The sequence below is a fragment of the Blastopirellula retiformator genome (assembly GCF_007859755.1).
Classification (GTDB): Bacteria; Planctomycetota; Planctomycetia; order Pirellulales; family Pirellulaceae; genus Blastopirellula; species Blastopirellula retiformator.
Genome location: NZ_SJPF01000003.1, coordinates 544,319 through 563,806, shown reverse-complemented (window position 1 = coordinate 563,806; position 19,488 = coordinate 544,319). Strand labels below are relative to the sequence as shown.

Here is a 19,488-nt window from a genome sequence, read left to right as displayed (position 1 = left end):
GTGGCAATGAATGCGGCCCGACGAACACGATCGACATCCCACCGCCAACACGCTCCCCATCCAACCTCTTACCCTTCCAACGCCAACCCATCCAACTCTCGCGACAACCGCGTCGCGTAGTTGTCGGTCATCCCGCTGACAAAATCCATCACCTGCCCCAACCACCAGGCGTGCGATTTGTCGAGGTTCGCTTCGACGTACTCTTTGCTCCACGCCAGCTCGGCGCAGTTCTTTGATAGGAAGTGTAGCTCTCCATAGTTGCTGGCATTACCGATCGATTCGACCGTCTTTAGCAGCGCTCTTAGAATTCGCCCCAACACCCGGTAGGCGCCCAGCTCGGTGACGATCTTTTTGCGGTGGCCGAAGATCTCTTCGTACATCTCGGCGACCTGCTGCAGGTGCTCTTTGAACTCACTGGGAAGCGACGACTTCAGATCGTCTTGGCGGTCCCCCTGCATGATCGCCGCATAGTCGCTTTCAAACACCTTCCAGAACTCGCCAACCAGCTGGTTGATCGCCTGACCGCGCAGCTGGGCCAGTCCCATCCAGTGGTTCTCCTGGTTGCCGGTAATCTTGAGCATCAGTTGGTGGACTCGCTTCTGCTCGAAAATATGCATCGCCACCGCATCTTCCAGATCCAGAATCCGGTAACAAATGTCGTCGGCCGCTTCGGTCAAAAACGAGAGCGGATGCCGACAATAGCTGCCGTCACCGCGAACCAGCCCCAGCGACTGGAACGTCTCGGCAAAGATCTCCCGCTCGTGCGAATGGAAATTGTGCTTCCGCTTGCCGCAGCGTTTGGCGTCGACCGATCCCCACGGATACTTCACCACGCTGCCGAGCGTGGCATACGTCAGTCGCAAGTAGCCGGCTTGCGGGTTGTCGCGCCGCGAGGCGATCCGAAAGCCTTGAGCGTTCCCTTCAAAGATCTCCCAGTCGGCCCGAATCTGCGCTTCCTCTTCCGCGGTCCAGTGCTGGCGCTCGGGGTCATTGCGCAGCGACGCCGGAAAGATGTAATCCCAATGCTTCTGCGCCCAGGTCCGGATCACCTCTTCGCCGGCATGGCCAAAGGGCGGATTGCCGATGTCATGGATTAAACAGGCGGACTGGACGATCCAGTCGATCGAGGTCCGTTGCTTGGCCGAAAGATCCGCCGGCGCGATCAGCGCCGCTACCCGCCGGGCAAACGACCGGGCGACGCTGGCGACTTCAATCGAGTGGGTCAGCCGATTGTGAATATGGTCGTTGCTGGCCATCGGATGGACCTGGGTCTTTTTCGCCAGCCGCCGAAACGGGGGAGAAAAGACAATCCGGTCGTAATCCTGCTCAAACGAGGTCCGCCGTTCGCCATCGGGAACTTGCCGCGACGGCGTCGTCTCGCCGGCCGGTTTGCGGCGGGTCCGCTCGCTCGATAGCAGTTGCGTCCAATTCAAAGGGCAATCCATTCGTCTCCGCCTCTTACAATTCCAAGACTCCGGTGCAGTATAGCGAAAATAGGCGATCCGCCGGCTGCCTGGCAAACGCCCAAAGTAGTAGCCCGATGCGCCAGCGAGGGAAATGCGGCCGCAAGGCAAAGCGGAAAGCGGACGAAAAATCCCACACTAACCCGAGGCGCAAGCCGAGGGAATGCGGCGTCCATTCCCAATGACGAATGCCGAAACCAGAATGACGAATCGAATCCGAATGCCCGAATAACGAACCGGACCGGACGATTCTTGAATTCCCCGGGTGGCCCGACCAGTCTGCCAAGACTGGCTCACGTTGCGCAGCAACAAGATGCCTCAACATTCGGTCTGCCCCTTAACAAACGCCGCCATCACCAATCTCTCAGGCCGGGAGGGCCGTCCCAACCTAGCCTGGGGCGCAGTCGCGCTTCGCGACGCAGCCCCAGGTTGGTGCGATTCAATCGATCGTTGACGCTGGACTGGACCGTTTCTCTTATTGGGTCGCCCCTCCGGGGCTTGCGATCATGGTGGCGACTTTTCCTAGGGCTGCGTCGCTGGCGCGACTTCGCCCTAGGCTAGATTGGCGGCGCCCCTCCGGGGCTTTTTGGGTCGGACTCGACTGTTTCGTGGATTCGTGCGGTTCGACGGGACTGGACTGTTTTGGTTTTTCCGTGACGGGACTCGCTGGCGACTCTTTCTTGTTCGTGGCGTTGTTGATGACTTGATCATCGTCATCGTTTGGCGGGGTCTTGGTCCGCATAGCGGACCCTACGGGCGGTTCTTGCAACTCGGGCGGACCGGACTGGACTGTTTCGTTTTTTGGGGTGGGTGGACTTTGTTCGGGGTGGTCGCTCGTGCTCTCGGCAGGCACGGCCTGCCCTACGCTGGATTGCCCTACGTTTTTCAACTGGAAGGTGGCGAAGCCGCTTCGCCGGGCGGGGGTTACTGCTTCGATTTCGCCATTCGCCAACAAGCGCTCCCACGCGGCCGCGAACATTGTGCCGTTCATCCCGGCATGTTCGCGAACCGTTTGCTTCATCGCTCGGTCGGGGCCGAGGTTTTCGATCACGACGCGCAGTTTTGCATCGTGCCGCTCGTCGCGGGTCATCGCTTCGCGGGCGGCTTGTTCGTTCTTCAGCGACTCCGGCGAACGAACGCTCGTCTGCCATCTTCTTCCCGTTGCATCACTCAACCGACCTTCGTCGACATCAACGCCCCACAGATCATCTTGCCCGGCGTCGCCGCCAACAGTCAGCCATAGTTGATGCCTTCCGCTGCCGAGTTCATAGCTTTGGCGGCGATTCACCAGCAGCCATTGCCGGGCCAGGTCGTGACAGCCGGCGCTTTGCAAGTCGGTCACATTGAGCGTTCGCGGCCGAATCGTCTTGCGCGTCGCGCAGCACAAAATCGGCGTCGCGCCGCACTCGAGACAACAGCGGATCATCGCCTGCAGATGCAGCGTGTGGGCCCGTTTTGTTTTGGCCGCGACGTCGAGCGGGTCGATCATCACCACTTCCAACTCGTACTTGCCGATCCACGCGCGCAACTGCCGCAGCTGTTTTTCAAGATTCGCACTCGCCCCTTGCAGCGCGCAGACGAACCGGGGCGTCTCTTGTTTCTGTTTGCTCGTCATCCACCGCCGCGTTAAGTCGGTCAGCGCATGCTTCGCTTGCTCGCCGCTGAAGATGCCGACGCGCACCTTGCGCTTGGTCGCAAATCGCCCCAAGAACTTTTCGCCCGTCGACAAGGCCGCCACCAGGTCGACCGCCAGCGACGTTTTCAAACATTTGCTCGGCCCGCAAATCACCGCCGGAGCGCCGCGCGAGAGCAGGCCGGGCACCAGCCAGTCGACTTCGTGCGGCTGCTCGAGCAGTTCGACCGAGGTGAACTCTTGCAGCGGTTTGTTGGTCGAGTCAAACCGGTCGACCGCCGCCTCGATCATCGGATCAGGCACCGCGATCGGGAACATCCCTTGCCCTTGCAACAACTCCCGCAGCCGCTCGATCCGATCACTACGATTCATGATTTTGCCTCCCCAAAAAGTTGAACGAGAAACCGGCCGGAATGAGAAACAGGGCCGATTGAGAAACAGGATCTGGTCTCTTTTTCGCGAGTAAGTTTTCCACACGCGCAGCACGCGACCGCGAAAAAGCGACCTGACCCTTTTTCGAATCGCGCAAGCAAACGCGCTGCCGTAGTCCGCACAGCGGACCCTACGAGTTATTTACGTTGCCTGCAGACGTTGCTGGACAAGCCAGCAGTGGCACACGTTTCGTTACATTTCGTCATGTTTGATGGCCACGGCGAAGAGCGTCGCCAGGCCGGCGGGAAGAATCGACGGGCATCCGTCACCCATGTTGCGAGAGGCATTAGCCCAAAAGTCGAGCAATTTGTCAAACCAATTTTGACCCGAGAAAACAAGGGCGAAATCGCACAAAATCGTAGCCCGACGCGCGAGCCGAGGGAATGCGGCGTCCATTTCAATGACGAATGTCGAAGGAGCGAATGTCGAATCAAATCCGAAGGTCCGAATGACGAACGTCATCAGGCCCGGAGGGCCGTTCCAACCTAGCCTGGGGCGTAGTCGCGCTTCGCGACGCAGCCCCAGGAACGGTGCGCGAAATCAATCGTTGACGTTGGACCGGATTGGTCGCTCGTTAGGTTCGCCCCTCCGGGGCTTTCGATCAGGGTGGCGACGTTACCTAGGGCTGCGTCGCCTGGTGGGCGACTTCGCCCTAGGCTAGGTTGGCTTGCCCCTCCGGGGCGGAAGAAGGATGGGGATGTTGGTTGCAGGGCATGACGGATGGAGGCGTTGCTGAAGAGACAATCCGGATGGTGAGGCATCTTGTTGCTGCGCAACCCGGCCAGTCGGAAGCCGACGTGACCGGGCCACCCGGTTTGTTGTTCGTCATTCGTCATTGACCTTGCGGCCGCATTCCCTCGGCTTGCGCTGCGGGCTACAACGACGCCGCTTTCCGCACTATCGTCTTGGCTTCTTTGTTTTCTTGGCTTGCTTTTTTTTCAGTGTCGTGCGGCGTTTCTTCAGGCGATCACGGCCCATTCTTGGCGTTTTTATGCGCGATTCTCCCCTCTTTCGCTCGTCACTTGCGCTTGCCGCGGACTAGCTGCCTGTTGAAAAATGCCATCGTGGCATTTTTCAACCTCGCCAGGCTCAGAGCATAGCTCTTCGCGGCTCCCAAAATAACGACTTACGTCGTTATTTTGGGATCGCATCCGTGCGATCACGCAGTCCGTCGAGAAAATCAACGGACCGCTAGACCGTGTCTTTCCTGGGGCTTCATTTCGGTTCTAATCAATTTGTCTTGCGGTGAACGACAATCGCGACTATCTCTCTTGGTTTGACCAGCATCGTGGGGCGGCAACTGCTTTTCCGCTCTAGACTTACCACCCCGACCGCCCATTTAAGCCCTCATGTCCGCCGACGACGTCCCGCCAACTCCCTTCGCCCCCCGCTCGGTCTTTGGACCGCTGCTGCGCCATCCCAATTTTCGCTACTTCGCGTTTGGCCAGGCAGTTTCGCAGACCGGCACCTGGCTGCAGTACACGTCGATGGCGTGGCTGACCTATGACCTCGGCCATTCGACGTTTGTGCTCGGCCTGGTCGCGTTCGCTGGGCAGATCCCGACGTTCTTTCTCGCGCCGCTGGCCGGGGTGCTGTCGGATCGCGTGAACCGCCGCCAGGCGATCATGCTATTGCAGTGGATCGCCATGCTGCAGGCCGCGACCCTATCGGCGCTAGTCTGGGCGCGGCAGATCAACCAATGGGAGATCATCGCGTTTAGCTTGGTGCTGGGGATCGTCAACGCGTTTGAAGTGCCGCTGCGGCATGCGCTTGTCGCCGATCTGGTCGATGACCGGGAAGACCTGGGTGGCGCCATCGCGATCAACTCGGCAATCGTCAATGGCTCGCGGCTGGTCGGACCATTGGTCGCCGGCCTGTTGCTCGCGACGCTGGGAGAAGCGTACTGCTTTCTGATCAACGCGATCACTCACATCCCGGTGATCACGGCCCTGTTCTTCATGCGCAACCTGGCCGAACCGGCGCCGGCCAAGAAGATGGCCGTCCGCGATGGCATGGTCGAAGGGTTCACCTATGCGATCGGCTTGCCGCCGGTCTATTCGCTGCTGCTGTTCATGTGCCTGGTCAGTGTGATGGGGATGCAGGGCTCGGTCGTGCTGCCGGCGATCGTCGAAGATCTGGTGCACGCGGGTCCCGATCTTTATGGCGAGATGACCGGCGCTACCGGCGTCGGCGCCATCCTGGCCGGCTTCTACCTGGCGACGCGCAAGACGGTGATGGGAATTGGCCTGCGGATCGTCATGGCAGGCTTTGTCTACGGCGGCGGGATGTTGCTGTTTACCTGGACGAAGGTCCCTGGTTTGATGCTGGCGATTCTGGCGATCACGGGGTTCGCGTTGATGCTGATCAAGGCTGGCGCTAACATTGTGCTGCAAACGGTCGTGCGAGAGGAGATGCGCGGCCGGGTGATGAGCTTCTACACGATGGCGGTACTAGGGACGGCGCCCTTTGGCAGTTTGATCGCCGGGACGATCGCCCAGTTTTATGGTCCGCTGGCGTCGATCACCGTCAGCGGCGTCGTCTGTATCGCCGGCAGCCTGGCGTTTGCCTGGATGCTGCCCAGTTTGCGGAAAAAAGCGATCGAGATGCTGGACGTCGCCGAGGGAGGTTCTCCGCTGGGAGACGCCATGGAAACGACCGCCGAAATCCCGCTCCCTTCCACCGGTTCACCGCTTCGGCCGCCTGAAAAAGAGTAGTGATCTCGCCCCCAATGGCGGCCGCCCGCACGCCAACATGAACGAAAGTTCATCCGATTGGCCTTGCCTCGACTCGTTTGCATGCGAATTATTAAGGGAATATCACGCGCCTTTCCCTTTTGCAGGACCGTTCGCACGCCATGGCAGGCCATTCCGCCGAGATCTCCAGTCCCCGTTCGCAATCTGGAGGGATCGTGCGCGCCCTGGCGCATCGGAACTACCGCCTGTTTTTGGTGGGGCAAAGCGTCTCGCTGATTGGCACCTGGATGCAGCAAACGGCGCTCGCCTGGCTGGTCTACGAGATGACCAACTCGCCGCTGCTGCTGGGCATTGTCGCGTTCGCCGGGCAGATTCCGACCTTTTTTCTCGCCCCGGTCGCCGGCGGACTTTCGGACCAATTCAGTCGCCGCCGCACGCTGTTGGTCACCCAGGCGATCGCCATGTCGCAGGCCGCAATTCTGGCGCTGCTAATGTGGACCGGGCAAATCGAAGTCTGGCAGATCATCTTGCTCAATTTGATCTTAGGGGCGACCAACGCGTTTGACATGCCGACCCGCCAGGCGTTTCTGGTCGACATGGTCCCTAATCGAGAAGACCTGCCCAACGCGATCGCGCTTAACTCATCGATCGTGACCGGCTCGCGGCTGGTCGGACCATTTGCGGCCGGTTTGATGTTGGCCGGCATCGGCGCTACGCTTTGCTTTGCCGTCAACGCGATCAGCTATGTCGCGGTGATCGGGGCCTACCTGCTGATGCGCGATCTCCCCCAGATTCGGCCTGCCCCAGGAGCGAAGCTGGGCGCCGGCATTGTCGAAGGGTTTCGCTATGCGTTTGGCTTTCCGCCGATCTGCGTGCTGTTGCTGTTGATGGGGATGGTCAGCATGATGGGAATGCCGATGTCGGTGTTGTTGCCCGCCGTGGCGAGCGAAGTATTGCATGGCGGCCCTGACCTGTTTGGCCTGCTGACCGGGGCGACCGGCGTGGGCGCGCTGGGAGCGGCGGTCTATCTCGCGTCGCGACGGTCGGTGTTGGGACTAGCGCGACGGATGGCGCTGGCCGGCGCCGTACATGGCGTCGCGATGATCACATTCGCCTTCTCGCGCAACATCCCGCTGTCGCTCGGTTTGTTGATGGCGATCGGTTTTACGATGATGATGCAGTTGGCCGGCGGCAACACGCTGATCCAAACGATCGTCGACGAAGACAAACGAGGCCGAGTGATGAGCCTCTACACGATGGCCATCATGGGCGCCGCTCCGATTGGCAGCCTGATCGCCGGCGCCATCGCCAACCATTTCGGCACGACGGTCGCAATCGTCATCTGCGGCGGCTGTTGCCTGCTGGGGAGCGCCGGGTTTGCGGCGGTATTGCCGAGACTACGCAAACACATTGCGCCCGTCTATCGCCGCAAAGGAATCTTGCCGGCCATCGCCGAAGGACTCGAAGCGAGCGCCGAGATTCAGGTACCGCCGGAACGTGCGGCGTAACGCGATTGCGCCTCTTTTCACAACCACATGCCCGCGACGATCGCGTAGAATAGAACATGGAGACGCCCCATGATTGTACGCGAAGCTATCGACAAATTCGGTGAGCCGGTTTTTCAGCTCATTTTTCAGACTGCCCATGCGCATGTCTCAGGCCGCTTTGCCGAAGCCTGGGGCGCCGGGCCGTTTCTCGATTTGCCCTGCCGCGTGAACACCTTGCCGGCGATCTACCATCATGACGACGGCTGGGACCAGTGGGATCCGCTGCCGCGGGTCGATCCCGAGACCGGCCGCCCGATGTCGTTTCTCGACATGCCGCATGAAGAGGCCGAGACGATCTGGCGGCATTCGATTGACGCCGTCGCGCCTTGGGGACCGCTGGCGCAGTACATTGTCGCCCGGCATTTCTCGATCCTGCGGTCCGAAAGTCACTCGGCCAATACGCCCGGCGGCCGGGCCTTTCTGTATCACTACGAAAAGAAATGCGCGTACTGGCTGGCTGGTTGGATGGCCAGCGATCGCGATCGGAGCGAAGAGCGGGCGCAGCGGGCCTTGGAAGAGCTCCGCTTCTTCGACTGGATCAGCCTCTGGTTCTGCATTGCCGAGCGGACCGAGCCCCACCAGATGGAGACGCCGGACAAGATCCCGCTGCAGATTCAGCCGCAGGGAGACGGGCGATTCACCATTTCGCCGTGGCCCTGGAAAGTGAACGAGATCGATCTGTCGATTATGGCTCGCGAAATCCCGCGGAAGTCCTACTCCAGCGACAAAGCGCTCCAGGCCGAGCAAGGGCGAATCACCACTCTCCGCTGGGAACTCGTCCCAGGCGGCTAGCTGCCTGTTGAAAAATGCCATCGTGGCATTTTTCAACCTCGCCAGGCTCAGAGCGTAGCTCTTCGCGGCTCGCAAAATAACGACGTACGTCGCTATTTTGGGATCGCATCCCTGCGATCACGCAGTCCGTCGACAAAATCAACGGACTGCTCGCCAAGCCGGTCCGCTCCTTTCGCCCTGGTCGACGGAACCGCCCCAGATTTCTTATAATCAGCCCTTTTGCTGGGCGTCTGTGGTCAAAGCGGGCGCGAATGGCTTCGTCCGTCCCCTTGTTTGGAAACCATCGTTATGCCACTGCTCGTCGTCGGTTCTATCGCCCTGGATAGCGTTCACACCCCCACCGAAGCCCGCGAAGACGTGCTCGGCGGTTCGGCCGTTTATTTCTCGTATGCGGCCAGCTATTTCACCGGCGTCAAACTGGTCGGCGTCGTCGGCGAAGATTGGCCCGCCGCCCATACCGAACTGCTGCAGGCCCGCAACGTCGATACCAAGGGTTTGGAAATCGTCAAAGGGGGCGAGACCTTCCGCTGGACCGGCAAGTACCAGTCGAACATGAACGACCGCGACACGCTGGAAGTTCATCTGAACGTGCTGGAAGACTTCAGCCCGACCTTGCCCGAAGACTTCTGCCGTAGCCCCTTCCTGTTTCTGGCCAACGGCGCTCCGTCGACCCAGATGAAGGTGCTACAGCAGATGACCGGGCCGAAGCTGGTCGTCGCCGACACGATGGACCTGTGGATCGAGATCGCCCGCGACGATCTGGAAGCGATGCTGAAGAAGGTCGACGGCCTGGTGCTGAACGACAGCGAAGCGAAGAAGCTGACCGAAGACGAGAACCTAGTTCGCGCCGGCCGCAAGGTGCTGGAGATGGGGCCGAAGTTCGTCGTGCTGAAGAAGGGGGAACATGGCGCCATGTTCTTCTCGGAGCACGAAACCTACGTGATGCCCGCTTACCCGACCGAAGAAGTGGTCGACCCGACCGGCGCCGGCGACAGCTTTGCCGGCGGCATGATGGGTTACCTGGCCGAGAAGAACGACTTCTCGCCGGCCGCCCTGAAAGAAGCGATGGCGTACGGCACGGTCGTCGCCAGCTTCAATGTCGAAGACTTCAGCCTCGAAAAGATGAAGAAGATCGAACGAGCCGAAGTTGACGCCCGATTCGCCGAGTACCGTCAAATGCTCAGCTTCTAAGCGAAGCGAGCCAAGGAAAAATCGATCCGCTTCACTTGGGAAGCGGATCCCTACCGCGAGCAGCCGAGAACCCCGCTATGAACGTCACGCGCTGCTTTATCGCGATGGCCGTCACTGACGAAGTAAAACGCCGCGCTCAAGACCTGATCCGCCTGCTGGCCGCCAGCGAAGCGGACGTCAAATGGGTCGAGCCGGAAAACATGCACATCACCCTCAGCTTCCTGGGGGATGTGACGCCGGAAGAAACGGTCGACATCAGCCGGGCCGCGATGCGCGGCGCCGAAAGAGTTGCGTCGTTCGACTTCACCATCGCTGGCGCCGGGGCATTCCCCGATATCGAACGTCCCCGCACGCTGTGGCTGGGTATGACGCAAGGCGAAGAGCGGTTCTGCGACATGCAGCATGCCATCGCTGAAGAACTGGCCGATATCGGCTACCCCGAAACGGCCCGCAAGTTTCACCCGCACCTCTCGCTGGGCCGCATCAAACGCCCCACGCCGCAGCTAAAGAATCTCACCGAGCTGCTGAAAGAACACGCCCACTTCGAAGCGGGCGTCAGCCCCGCGATGGAAGCGAGCATCTACGCCAGTCAACTGGAACGACGCGGGCCGAAGTACACGCTGATTGGGCATGCGGAGTTGGGGTGATTTCGTCAATTCGACGATTAGTTTCCGAGGCGATCCAACAAACGCCAATCTGGACCAAATGCTTGGATCGTTTGTAGATCCTATTCCGCATGAACTAGCTTCGCCTTCGCCTTATCTGCCTCTTCCTGAGTCATCAGCTTCGCCTTCACCATCAATTGAACTCGATCCGTCATCGGCATCGCCTTCAATTGTTTGACTGCTTTCTTGATCTTCAAACTCGATGTCGATCGAGGAAGCTTCTTCACTTTCTTTGACGCCATCGGAACCCTCAAGTTCTTTTGTGTGGTAAAGCCAAGTGCCTAATATACAGGCTTGATTTCTAACGCAAACCTGAATGTGGGTATCTCTGGAAATCCAGCTTCTTTCCCAAATCCGCTTGGTCGAATCGGTAGGAACGTAAACGGCACGTGCGGAGTCGACCTTTTCTCCACTTGCTTCGATTGCTGCATAGGCATATTGGAAGATCGCGCAATCTAAGTACTTGTAGTGATTAGCATTCCTTGGAATCGGCACGCCCGCCGCAGTGTTTACAGTCTTGTACTCTTGGTGAATTTCGTCCAGATAATTGATATTGTGCGGGTCGAGAAGATCGAAACAAAACCCAAGGCGAATCATCGAGGCGACGATCGCAATCGGTTCGTTCCAATTATGGCGTTTTTGCCGCCGCTTAGCCCACCATAAGGCCTGCTGAGGGGCATACTCCCAAAAATACACACCATGTCCTAACCAATCATCTCGGTTCTTACTGGCTCGGAATTTACTCTTGCCACCGACTATGCCCTGGGCAATACTCGCGCGAGTTCCGTGATACCCAATGATTGTCCGGTGATAATCATCAAAACGCATGATTTAGCCAATCGAATTTCACCTAGAGCGACCACGCCAAATCATACTACACCACCCCACCCAACAGAGGCAAGCAATTGCCGGACGCAAGAGACGATTCGATGAACCTGCTTTCGCTCACAGCCTGCGGAAACGACATCATGCAGAACTTAAGATGCAAATGTTACACGGCACTAACTCTCCTTATCACTCTTGCTGCCGCCCATGCCGAAGAACGCGACTTTGCTAACATCACGCCCGAACAAGCGAAAGCCTACGAAATCGAAGTGATGGAATCGATCGCCGATCTCGCGCTGATTCCTCCGACACTCAACACCATGCCGCTGCCAAAGTACGGGCTCGACAAGCTTGACTATGGCATGACGATCGGCATCGCTCAGACGCCCGGTGGGCGGATCTGGGCCAGTTGGGTCGCTGGGGGTGATAGCCCCAAGGCGTTCTTTGTGTTGGCCAGCAGTGACGACAACGGCGAGACCTGGTCGCCGCCGCGACTTGTTGTTGATTCGCATTCGCCGTCGCTGCCGATGGACCGCAGCGTGCTGGTTGGCAATCTGTGGACCGATCCGCTGGGACGACTCTGGCTGATTTTTGATCAGTCGATGGAGATGTTTGACGGGCGGGCCGGCGTGTGGGCGACCGTTTGCGAGAACCCGGACGCCGATCAGCCGGTCTGGTCAAAACCGCGGCGGATCTGGCATGGGGTAACGCTGAACAAGCCGACCGTGTTGTCGACCGGCGAGTGGATGCTGCCGATCTCGCTCGACCAACGGCCCGGCTTTGGCAAGTTCAAACGTTGCTTTACCGAGCTTGATCCGCTGCGCGGCGCCAATGTCTTCGTTTCGACCGACCAGGGAGAAACGTGGCAGCGCCGCGGCGCCGCCACTTTCCCCAACCCTGACTGGCACGAGCATATGATCGTTGAGCGGAAGGATGGTTCGCTCTGGATGCTCGCCCGGACGGCGAAAGGGATTATGGAGACGACCTCGCCCGATGGCGGCAAGACCTGGGCCGAACCAACCGAGCCGAAAGGGATTCGCCAACCGAACGCCCGATTCCATGTGCGGCGTTTGGCCAGCGGCAAGATCTTGCTGATCAAACATGGCGACCAGATCGACGACCACCACGGCCGCGTGCAACTATCGGCCTGGCTATCAAACGATGAAGGCAAAACGTGGACCGGCGGGCTGATCCTCGACGAGCGCAAGGGAGTCAGCTATCCCGACGGCTTTCAGGCGGCGGACGGGACGATCTACATCTCGTACGACCGCAACCGCGCGACCGACGGGGAGATCCTATTGGCCCGATTTACCGAAGCCGACATCGAAGCGGGGAAGCTGGTGAGCGAGCAGGGGAAGCTGAAGATGCTGATCAGCAAACCGCTAGGCGGGAAGAAATAAATGCGCTCACCATCGTAGCCCGAGGCTCCTAGTCCGTTTCTGGCGTTTGCGTTTCTTCGCGCGGCTCCTCATCCCGCTTCTGAGCATGATAGATGCTTGAGCTTCCGCTCAGAAAGTACGACAGGAAACAAGCGACCGCCGCATAGACGACCAATCCGCTGCTGAGTAGCGTGCCGTGCCCGGGGCCGAACAGCTCGATTGCCATGATCGTGCAGGCGAGCGGCGTGTTGGTCGCTCCGGCGAAGACGGCGACAAAGCCCAGCCCCGCCATCAAATCGACCGGCGCTCCCATGGCGACGCCCAGCACGCTGCCCAGGGCGGCGCCGATGAAGAACAACGGCGTCACTTCGCCCCCTTTAAAACCGCTGCCGACGGTGACCGCGGTAAACAGCAACTTCCACCACCAACTCAGCCAACCGGCGCCGCCAGCGTAGAAGCACGACTCGATACAGATGCGCTCGGCCTCGGGCGGATGGGACGAAACGCCCAAGCCCAGATAGTCGCGGGTACCCAGTATCCAAACGAGCGCGATGACGACGCAGCCGCCCACCGCCGGGCGCAGCCACGGAATCGGAATAAGGCGTTTCGCCGTCCAGCTGACGCCATGCGTTAGCTCGGCGAAGAGCACGCTGGCCAGGCCAAAGAAGATCGCCGCGATCGCCACCTTGGCGGTCAGCGCCCAGTCGAGCGACACCGCCGACATGTTGCTGGTGATCGCCGCTTCGAAGGCGATGTGGTAGTGCGTGTGCCCGATTCCCCAGGCGGTGTTGACCTGATCGCCGATGACGCTGGCCATCAGGCAAGGGATGATCGCCCTGTAGCTCATCCGCCCGATCGCGATCACCTCGACGGCGAAGATCGCGCCGGTGAGCGGCGTACCAAACACGGCGCCAAAACCCGCCGCAACGCCGGCCGAGAGCAAGATCCGCATTTCGTCAGGCGACAGCTTCAGCAGCCGACCAAGCCCGCCGGCCAAACTTCCCCCCATCTGCACCGCGGTTCCTTCGCGACCGGCCGAACCGCCAAACAAGTGCGTGATCAACGTACCGATCAAGACCAGCGGCGCCATCTTCAGGGGCACGCCGCCGCCGGGCTCATGGATTTGCTCCATGATCAGGTTGTTGCCCCCTTCGGCCTCTGGCCCCAGATAGTGATACATCAGCCCGGAGGCGATTCCGGCCACCGGCAACAGGTACAGCAGCCAAGGATGGTCCCACTGCGTCAGCGTGACGACGTGCAGGGACCAGAGAAAGAAAGCGACGCCTGAACCGACGAAGATGCCCACCGGTAGACAGATCGCCAGCCATTTCAGCACAAACCACGCGAGCGAAACGTGCTGTCGATAGTCCCAACGAAATGGCATGCGGCGAAATCTCCTGCGATCGATCGCAGGCAAGAGGTCGCCTGCGTTGGATGCAAGCGTAATTGAGCCGCCGCTTTACGACAAGGCGAAGCGGCGAGGTGGAAAGCCCAGGCCGTCTTCTGGAGCGCCGTCGCGCAAGTCTGCGCCAACAGCCCAGCGATTTTTTGCGATGATCTGATGAACGAGCCGATCGTCCCCGGCGGCGCCAAACCGCAAGCGAATTGGCTGGGGCCTGGGCGATAAGTTCTTTGTGCAGTTCATTACCCGCGATCGTGCGGGCCGCGACCGCGCCGACGTGGCGCTCGCCTGGCTCAAGACGCTCGTCGCAGCGATTCGCCAACATGACGAGTAGCATCTGATCACGGTCGACCTGGTTCCGTGGAGTCTCGATCGGCCTGGCCTGACCGGCGGCTTCGCGTCCGAGAAGATCGCCGCCCCGCTCGACTTCGTCGCCGTTCACCTTTATCCCGAGAAAGACAAACAGGCCGACGCGTTAGAAACGCTGGCCGGCTTCGCCGCGGCTGGCAAACCGGTGATCATCGAAGAAATGTTCCCGCTGAAGCGTTCGGCGGAGCAACTGAGCGACTTCATCGACAAGTCGAAACCGCACGCGAGCGGCTGGATCGGCTTCTATTGGGGTAAGACGCCGGAAGAATACCGCAGCGGCGAAAAGTCGATCGGCGCCGCGATCACACTGGCGTGGCTCGAGATGTTTCAAGCGAAGTCGGAAGCGATCAAACACTAGCCCGCAGCGCCAGCGAGGAAATGCGGATGCAATCACAAAATACGGTGCGCCGTCGGGCGAAAGCCTGACCTGCCTTTGCTCTGTTCAATCGAAGCCAAAACTGTAATACGCTCGCTTCGCATCGCGGTCGTAGACCACGCGATACCCACTACCTGCTCCATCGTTGTATCGAGAAACTAGTCCGGCTTTCACGGTGGCAGTATTTGGGCCCGAGAACTCCTCCGCACGCAATACGGTTTCTGGCGTGACGATCTCCTTGAATTGCCGATTGGGAGTCTCGTCATGGAACGGAAAGGTTTCCTCCTGCAGCCAAACTTCCAGTTCATGCTCGTCGACGAGGAACTCCGCCTCGAAGCCGTAGCGAAAGCGGCGACAATAGGAAACGTCGTTCGCGCCTTCTGGTAAGTCTAAAGGGACGCTTGCGGCATCAACATGATCTGCGACTAAGGGCGGTATCGAGCGCGCCGTGGCGGTAGCGATCGCCAGCATCGCGCAGATCGTCGCAGAAAGGGTCATAATCTCCAACAGCGTGAATTGAAATCGACGACTTAGTTCTATGCCCCGTGAAAAAGCGACCAATAGACGATCCCGCCAGCGGAGATTTAGGAAGACTCCAACCGCACAATAAACGGCGACCGCAAAACCTATCCCAGCGTTAAGCCGGTCGTGCTCGAAGGAGACACTTCCCAAGCAAAATGTCGCGATGACGGCGATTGATTGCAAGAGGGCTGCTAGTAGCGTGCTCGACTCGCGACGCCAAAACGTTCCATCGTATTGCAAGAGCGCGAATAGGGCGAAAGGTATCGCCAGAACGCCAAACGCAATCTTCTCACATGGATGCAATCGAGAGGTTAGCCCTCCTAGCACAATTGCAACGAACAGGAGCGATCCCCCGATCGCAACCAGCGAATGCATCGCCAGCCAGATCGAAGGACGCGGCGGCGGCTCCTCGTCAGGTTCTTGCATCGCGTAGACTTTCCTTGCGAGGTTCGACCGAACTGCTCAGTTCGCCGGCAGACATTGGCCATCATCCAGTCGAAGCCGATAGACGTCGCCGTTGAAATCGACAACACGAACCGCGTCTTCTTCCAGCTTGCACTGGCCCGTGAAAATATCGGGGCCGCCGGTCTGCCATTCTACTTTGCCTGCCCGTGAGAACCGAGCGATCGTTAGTTCGCCGTGCGTAATTAAGCAGTCGCGCTGCTCGCAGTAGAAAACTCCAAAGCAAGTTGCGTTGTCCGCCTGGGCTGACCACGTCAGCTTCAATGTGGGAAGCGACAGCGCCGCAAGTTGATCTCCCACCGCAATGTACAGAACATCTTCCACCGGCACCGCAGAATTGTCATGAATCGCCGAAGCTCCACCGCCAGCGATCAAGATGCAAGACGCGATTTCCTCGTCGTTGCGGAGGACGCGGACGACATGGAACGAACGGGGACGATACGCAGCGCTCGCCTGCAAAACATACTCATGACCCACGCGAATCGAGTTGTCGGCTGACGCAGGATCGTAGACGGGGCAGTCCTCCAAAATCACTTCGTAGCTTTCGCCGGCCATCTCCATTACTGCCCCCTGGCTAATCATTAGCTGCCTGTTGAAAAATGCCCTCGTGGCATTTTCCAACCTCGCCAGGCTCAGAGCGTAGCTCTTCGCGGCTCGCAACATAACGACTTACGTCGCTATTTTGGGATCGCATCCCTGCGATCCAGCAGCCCGTTGAGAAAATCAACGGACTGATAGCGGAGCTACCCGGTATTCAGGAGAGGGCTGTTCTTGCGTCATGCAATGGACACTTTCAAACAAGCCGAACAGATGCGGTCACTTGTCCCGCAGCGCCACCCAAATCGATAGCAACGTGCCACTGTCCATTCCGCGGAATACGGATGCGAAAGGGACTTTTAGTAACATGGCCGCCATAGTATCGATACGACTCACCTCGCTTTTGGAGAGCGAGATTTGCTGCATCCATCAGTTGAACATTAGCACTGCCGCTGAGCTTGACCTCAACAATTCGATCTTTGGAGCATTCCCCCCAAGTCGTAGTGCAAAAACTGCGGAGCTTGTGTTGTCGCCATTTAGACCTCCTCGCTGGTTTGTTGAATTCTAATCTCCCCCCTATCTGGGAAAAGAGAATTCTTTGCCCAAGAGCGTTTGGTTCGCTTGCACGACCTGCACAACCCCTATGGACACTGGCTTCTGCCGCAAAGCGCAGAAAAAAAGGCCGCTTGCGATCTAACGCAAACGACCTTTTTAGTGGAGGATACAGGGATCGAACCTGCGACCTCTTGCATGCCATGCAAGCGCTCTCCCAGCTGAGCTAATCCCCCGGCTGTTGTGGCTGGTATCAGCAAAGATGCTGACCACCGACTTCGGAAACTACCTTACGTCAGCGGCAAGTCCAGCAACAAAGAACTAAAATTATCAACCGACCCGGTCAGTGTCAAGGACGCCAAGCGGCCCGCCCTAATCTGAGGCGAAATTTTTTAACTCCTTACGTGTTTAACTCATTACGTGGACCTGAGTTTTGGTAAAGAAGATCCTTTTCGCGCTGCTGAAGTTCGCGGTTCCCGCAGGAATTTTGACCTATTTGATCCGCGATCTGGTGGTCAATCATGGGGATGAACTGCAGCAGATCGTCGATTCGCCCAAAAACTGGGGGTTGCTGTCGCTCGCCTTTCTGCTGGCGATGACCGCGCTGATCTGCACTTTCTTGCGGTGGCGGCTGCTGGTGGTGGCGCTGGAGATGCCGTTTCGGGTCACCGATGCGCTGCGGCTGGGGTTCCTCGGCTTTCTGTTCAACTTCGTCGGCGCCGGCGCCGTTGGCGGCGACCTGTTCAAGGCGATCTTCATCGCGCGGGAATATCCCCAAAGCCGGGCCGCCGCGTTCGCCACCGTCGTCGTCGACCGCATGATCGGGCTCTACGCGCTGCTAGTGGTTACGTCGCTGGCCACGCTGGCGATCGATCGCTCGTCGGCCGACACGGCGATGCTGACCGCACTGAACATCATTTACGGCCTGACGATAGTCGGCGGGCTCGGGGTTGGCATGATTCTGCTGCCCGGCTTCACGCAGGGGAGCGTCTCCGAGTTCTTCCGCGGCCTGCCCAAAGTCGGCTCGAAAATTGGCAACGTGATCGACGCCGTCCGGCTCTATCGCCGCCAACCGCTGGTACTGACGACAATCGCCGTGATCAGCCTTTCGATTCACTGCCTGTTCGCGCTGTCGATCTACTGCATCGCCACCGGGCTGTTTACCGACGCCCCCAGCTTGATCGAGCACCTGGTGATCGTACCGCTGTCGATGCTGTTCGCCGCGCTGCCGATCGCCCCCGGCGGGATGGGAACGTTTGAATTGGCGATGAACTATCTCTATCAGAACGTCCCGACGCCCCCCGCCCCCGATGGCATGGGAACGATCGTGGCCCTTGGCTATCGCATGATTACGATCTTGATGGCCTTGGTCGGCGTCGTCTATTACTGGCTCTATCGCAAGGAAGTGGGCGTGCTGATGCACGAAGCCGAGGAGGAACAAGAGCATCCGCACGAGGACCAGGCGTACGCCGACATCCCAACCGATTGTTCGACCGCTAGCGAGTAATCACTTCCAGGTGCAGCAGCGTCTGCTCCAGATAGTTGACCGACGCCCATTCGGCGTACGGCTCGACCGCCTCCACTTCGATGGGCAATTCCGCCGAAGCCTGTTGCACGGCCGGCGGCGCTGGTTCGAAAGGCTTGCCGTCCACAGAGACGTCGCCCCCTTGGCGATCGATCGCCGGGCCGGTGTTCTCGAGCAACTCGCTGCCCGAGATCGCCGCGCGGCAGAACCCTTCGGTCCGCACTTGCGCGACGCCGTTGTTGCCGGCCAAGGCGCCGCGGATGGCGACCCGCGAAGCGCCGCCGACCGAGATGCCGCTGCGGGCGTTGCCGCGGGCGGTGATGCCGTTCAAGTTGACTTCCAACGCATTGTCGAAGGCGTTGATCCCGTCGAGTTGAAAGCCTTGGACCGTCAAATCGCGGATCTCGACAAACCGCACGTCATACAGCGTGATGCCGACCGTCAGACCGGTGTAGGTCAGACGATAGCCCCCCAGCCCGAGGTTCTTTTCCGATTTGAAGTAGATAAAGCCGTCATGCAGCGCCCACTGCAGGGGTTGCATCTGAGCCAGGTCGGCGTCGGTTTCGACCTGCGCTTCTTCCAGCGGCTTGTCGTCCATGAACAGGATGTTGTACGCCTTTCGCCAGGGGCTGAAGCGATACAGATCGGGGCCGGCCACTTCCCAGGCGTCCAGCGGCACCAGGGCCGAGCCGTCCAGCGTCGCGCCGTTGCCTTCCAGGATAAACGGGCGATCATCATAGAACCCGCTGTGCCGCGCCGCTTGAAAGGTGATCGACTCGCGATACGGAATGCCGTTGTTCTTCAGGACGATGCGGTCTCCCATGCAGGCGACTCGCAACGCTTTCGCAATCGACCGGCAAGGGCCGTCGACGTTTTCGCCTAGTTCTTCCGAAGTGCCGTTGTGATGATCATCGCCGCGCAAATTGTCGACATAGATGTCACGAGCCGTCGCAACGCTAGCAAGCGCCGCGGCGGTCAGCATGGTCAGGCCCACAAGAGTCAGGCGTTGTCGCATGTCAGCGGTTCTCATATTCAAACAGGCGAATCTAGTCTGGGTCATCTCTCTCATCGGCAGAAATTTCGTTTCGACCCAACGAACTCTTAAAATTGGGGTAAACCCACC

The 19,488-nt window shown here is 59.3% G+C and carries 16 protein-coding genes and 1 tRNA gene; 8 read left to right on the top strand and 9 right to left on the bottom strand.

The window, feature by feature from the left end:
• Positions 1-68: 68 nt before the first annotated feature.
• On the bottom strand, positions 69-1,445 hold the full coding sequence (dgt, locus tag Enr8_RS13985; protein ID WP_146432515.1) for a dGTP triphosphohydrolase: 1,377 nt from the start codon (positions 1,443-1,445) through the stop codon (positions 69-71).
• 493 nt (positions 1,446-1,938) lie between these two features.
• Complete coding sequence (locus Enr8_RS13980; RefSeq protein ID WP_146432513.1) at positions 1,939-3,468, bottom strand: AAA family ATPase; 1,530 nt, start codon at positions 3,466-3,468, stop codon at positions 1,939-1,941.
• A 1,409-nt stretch (positions 3,469-4,877) separates the two neighbouring features.
• Here Enr8_RS13980 and Enr8_RS13975 point away from each other — a divergent pair.
• From Enr8_RS13975 to thpR, 5 genes are all read left to right on the top strand, one after another.
• Complete coding sequence (locus Enr8_RS13975; RefSeq protein ID WP_146432511.1) at positions 4,878-6,242, top strand: MFS transporter; 1,365 nt, start codon at positions 4,878-4,880, stop codon at positions 6,240-6,242.
• 140 nt (positions 6,243-6,382) lie between these two features.
• The gene (locus Enr8_RS13970; protein ID WP_146432508.1) at positions 6,383-7,729 is read left to right on the top strand and encodes an MFS transporter; all 1,347 of its coding nucleotides are present in this window, start codon (positions 6,383-6,385) and stop codon (positions 7,727-7,729) included.
• 69 nt (positions 7,730-7,798) lie between these two features.
• Positions 7,799-8,560 (top strand): DUF3891 family protein, encoded by a 762-nt coding sequence (locus tag Enr8_RS13965; RefSeq protein WP_146432505.1) that lies wholly within the window; start codon positions 7,799-7,801, stop codon positions 8,558-8,560.
• 288 nt (positions 8,561-8,848) lie between these two features.
• Complete coding sequence (locus Enr8_RS13960) at positions 8,849-9,751, top strand: PfkB family carbohydrate kinase (protein WP_146432502.1); 903 nt, start codon at positions 8,849-8,851, stop codon at positions 9,749-9,751.
• A gap of 77 nt (positions 9,752-9,828) precedes the next feature.
• Positions 9,829-10,398, top strand: a complete 570-nt coding sequence (gene thpR / locus Enr8_RS13955; RefSeq protein ID WP_146432500.1) for an RNA 2',3'-cyclic phosphodiesterase — start codon at positions 9,829-9,831, stop codon at positions 10,396-10,398.
• Positions 10,399-10,509: 111 nt separating this feature from the next.
• On the opposite strand, the gene Enr8_RS13950 is transcribed toward thpR, so the two are convergent.
• The gene (locus tag Enr8_RS13950; RefSeq protein WP_146432497.1) at positions 10,510-11,244 is read right to left on the bottom strand and encodes a hypothetical protein; all 735 of its coding nucleotides are present in this window, start codon (positions 11,242-11,244) and stop codon (positions 10,510-10,512) included.
• A 101-nt stretch (positions 11,245-11,345) separates the two neighbouring features.
• Here Enr8_RS13950 and Enr8_RS13945 point away from each other — a divergent pair, with 101 nt between their 5' ends.
• On the top strand, positions 11,346-12,641 hold the full coding sequence (locus Enr8_RS13945) for a sialidase family protein (RefSeq protein WP_246120082.1): 1,296 nt from the start codon (positions 11,346-11,348) through the stop codon (positions 12,639-12,641).
• 28 nt (positions 12,642-12,669) lie between these two features.
• On the opposite strand, the gene Enr8_RS13940 is transcribed toward Enr8_RS13945, so the two are convergent.
• Positions 12,670-14,004: a voltage-gated chloride channel family protein gene (locus Enr8_RS13940; protein ID WP_146432494.1), complete on the bottom strand. Its 1,335-nt coding sequence runs from the start codon at positions 14,002-14,004 to the stop codon at positions 12,670-12,672.
• Between the two features lie 532 nt (positions 14,005-14,536).
• Between Enr8_RS13940 and Enr8_RS13935 the strand changes: the two genes are divergently transcribed.
• Entirely contained in the window at positions 14,537-14,749 is a 213-nt protein-coding gene (locus Enr8_RS13935) for a hypothetical protein (RefSeq protein ID WP_146432491.1), read from the top strand.
• 84 nt (positions 14,750-14,833) lie between these two features.
• Here the strand turns inward: Enr8_RS13935 and Enr8_RS13930 are convergent, their stop codons facing one another.
• From Enr8_RS13930 to Enr8_RS13915, 4 genes are all read right to left on the bottom strand, one after another.
• The gene (locus Enr8_RS13930; RefSeq protein ID WP_146432488.1) at positions 14,834-15,715 is read right to left on the bottom strand and encodes a hypothetical protein; all 882 of its coding nucleotides are present in this window, start codon (positions 15,713-15,715) and stop codon (positions 14,834-14,836) included.
• A 36-nt stretch (positions 15,716-15,751) separates the two neighbouring features.
• Complete coding sequence (locus Enr8_RS13925) at positions 15,752-16,333, bottom strand: hypothetical protein (protein ID WP_146432486.1); 582 nt, start codon at positions 16,331-16,333, stop codon at positions 15,752-15,754.
• 211 nt (positions 16,334-16,544) lie between these two features.
• Positions 16,545-17,045: a DUF1883 domain-containing protein gene (locus Enr8_RS26625; protein WP_146433354.1), complete on the bottom strand. Its 501-nt coding sequence runs from the start codon at positions 17,043-17,045 to the stop codon at positions 16,545-16,547.
• Positions 17,004-17,076: transfer RNA gene (locus tag Enr8_RS13915), tRNA-Ala, on the bottom strand. Before Enr8_RS13915 ends, Enr8_RS26625 begins: the two co-directional genes overlap by 42 nt.
• A 197-nt stretch (positions 17,077-17,273) precedes the next feature.
• On the opposite strand from Enr8_RS13915, the gene Enr8_RS13910 reads away from it, so the two are divergent.
• Positions 17,274-18,347 (top strand): lysylphosphatidylglycerol synthase transmembrane domain-containing protein, encoded by a 1,074-nt coding sequence (locus Enr8_RS13910; protein WP_146432483.1) that lies wholly within the window; start codon positions 17,274-17,276, stop codon positions 18,345-18,347.
• Here the strand turns inward: Enr8_RS13910 and Enr8_RS13905 are convergent.
• Entirely contained in the window at positions 18,337-19,380 is a 1,044-nt protein-coding gene (locus Enr8_RS13905; RefSeq protein WP_146432481.1) for a right-handed parallel beta-helix repeat-containing protein, read from the bottom strand. The two genes, Enr8_RS13910 and Enr8_RS13905, sit on opposite strands and share 11 nt — an antisense overlap.
• Between the last annotated feature and the right edge of the window lie 108 nt (positions 19,381-19,488).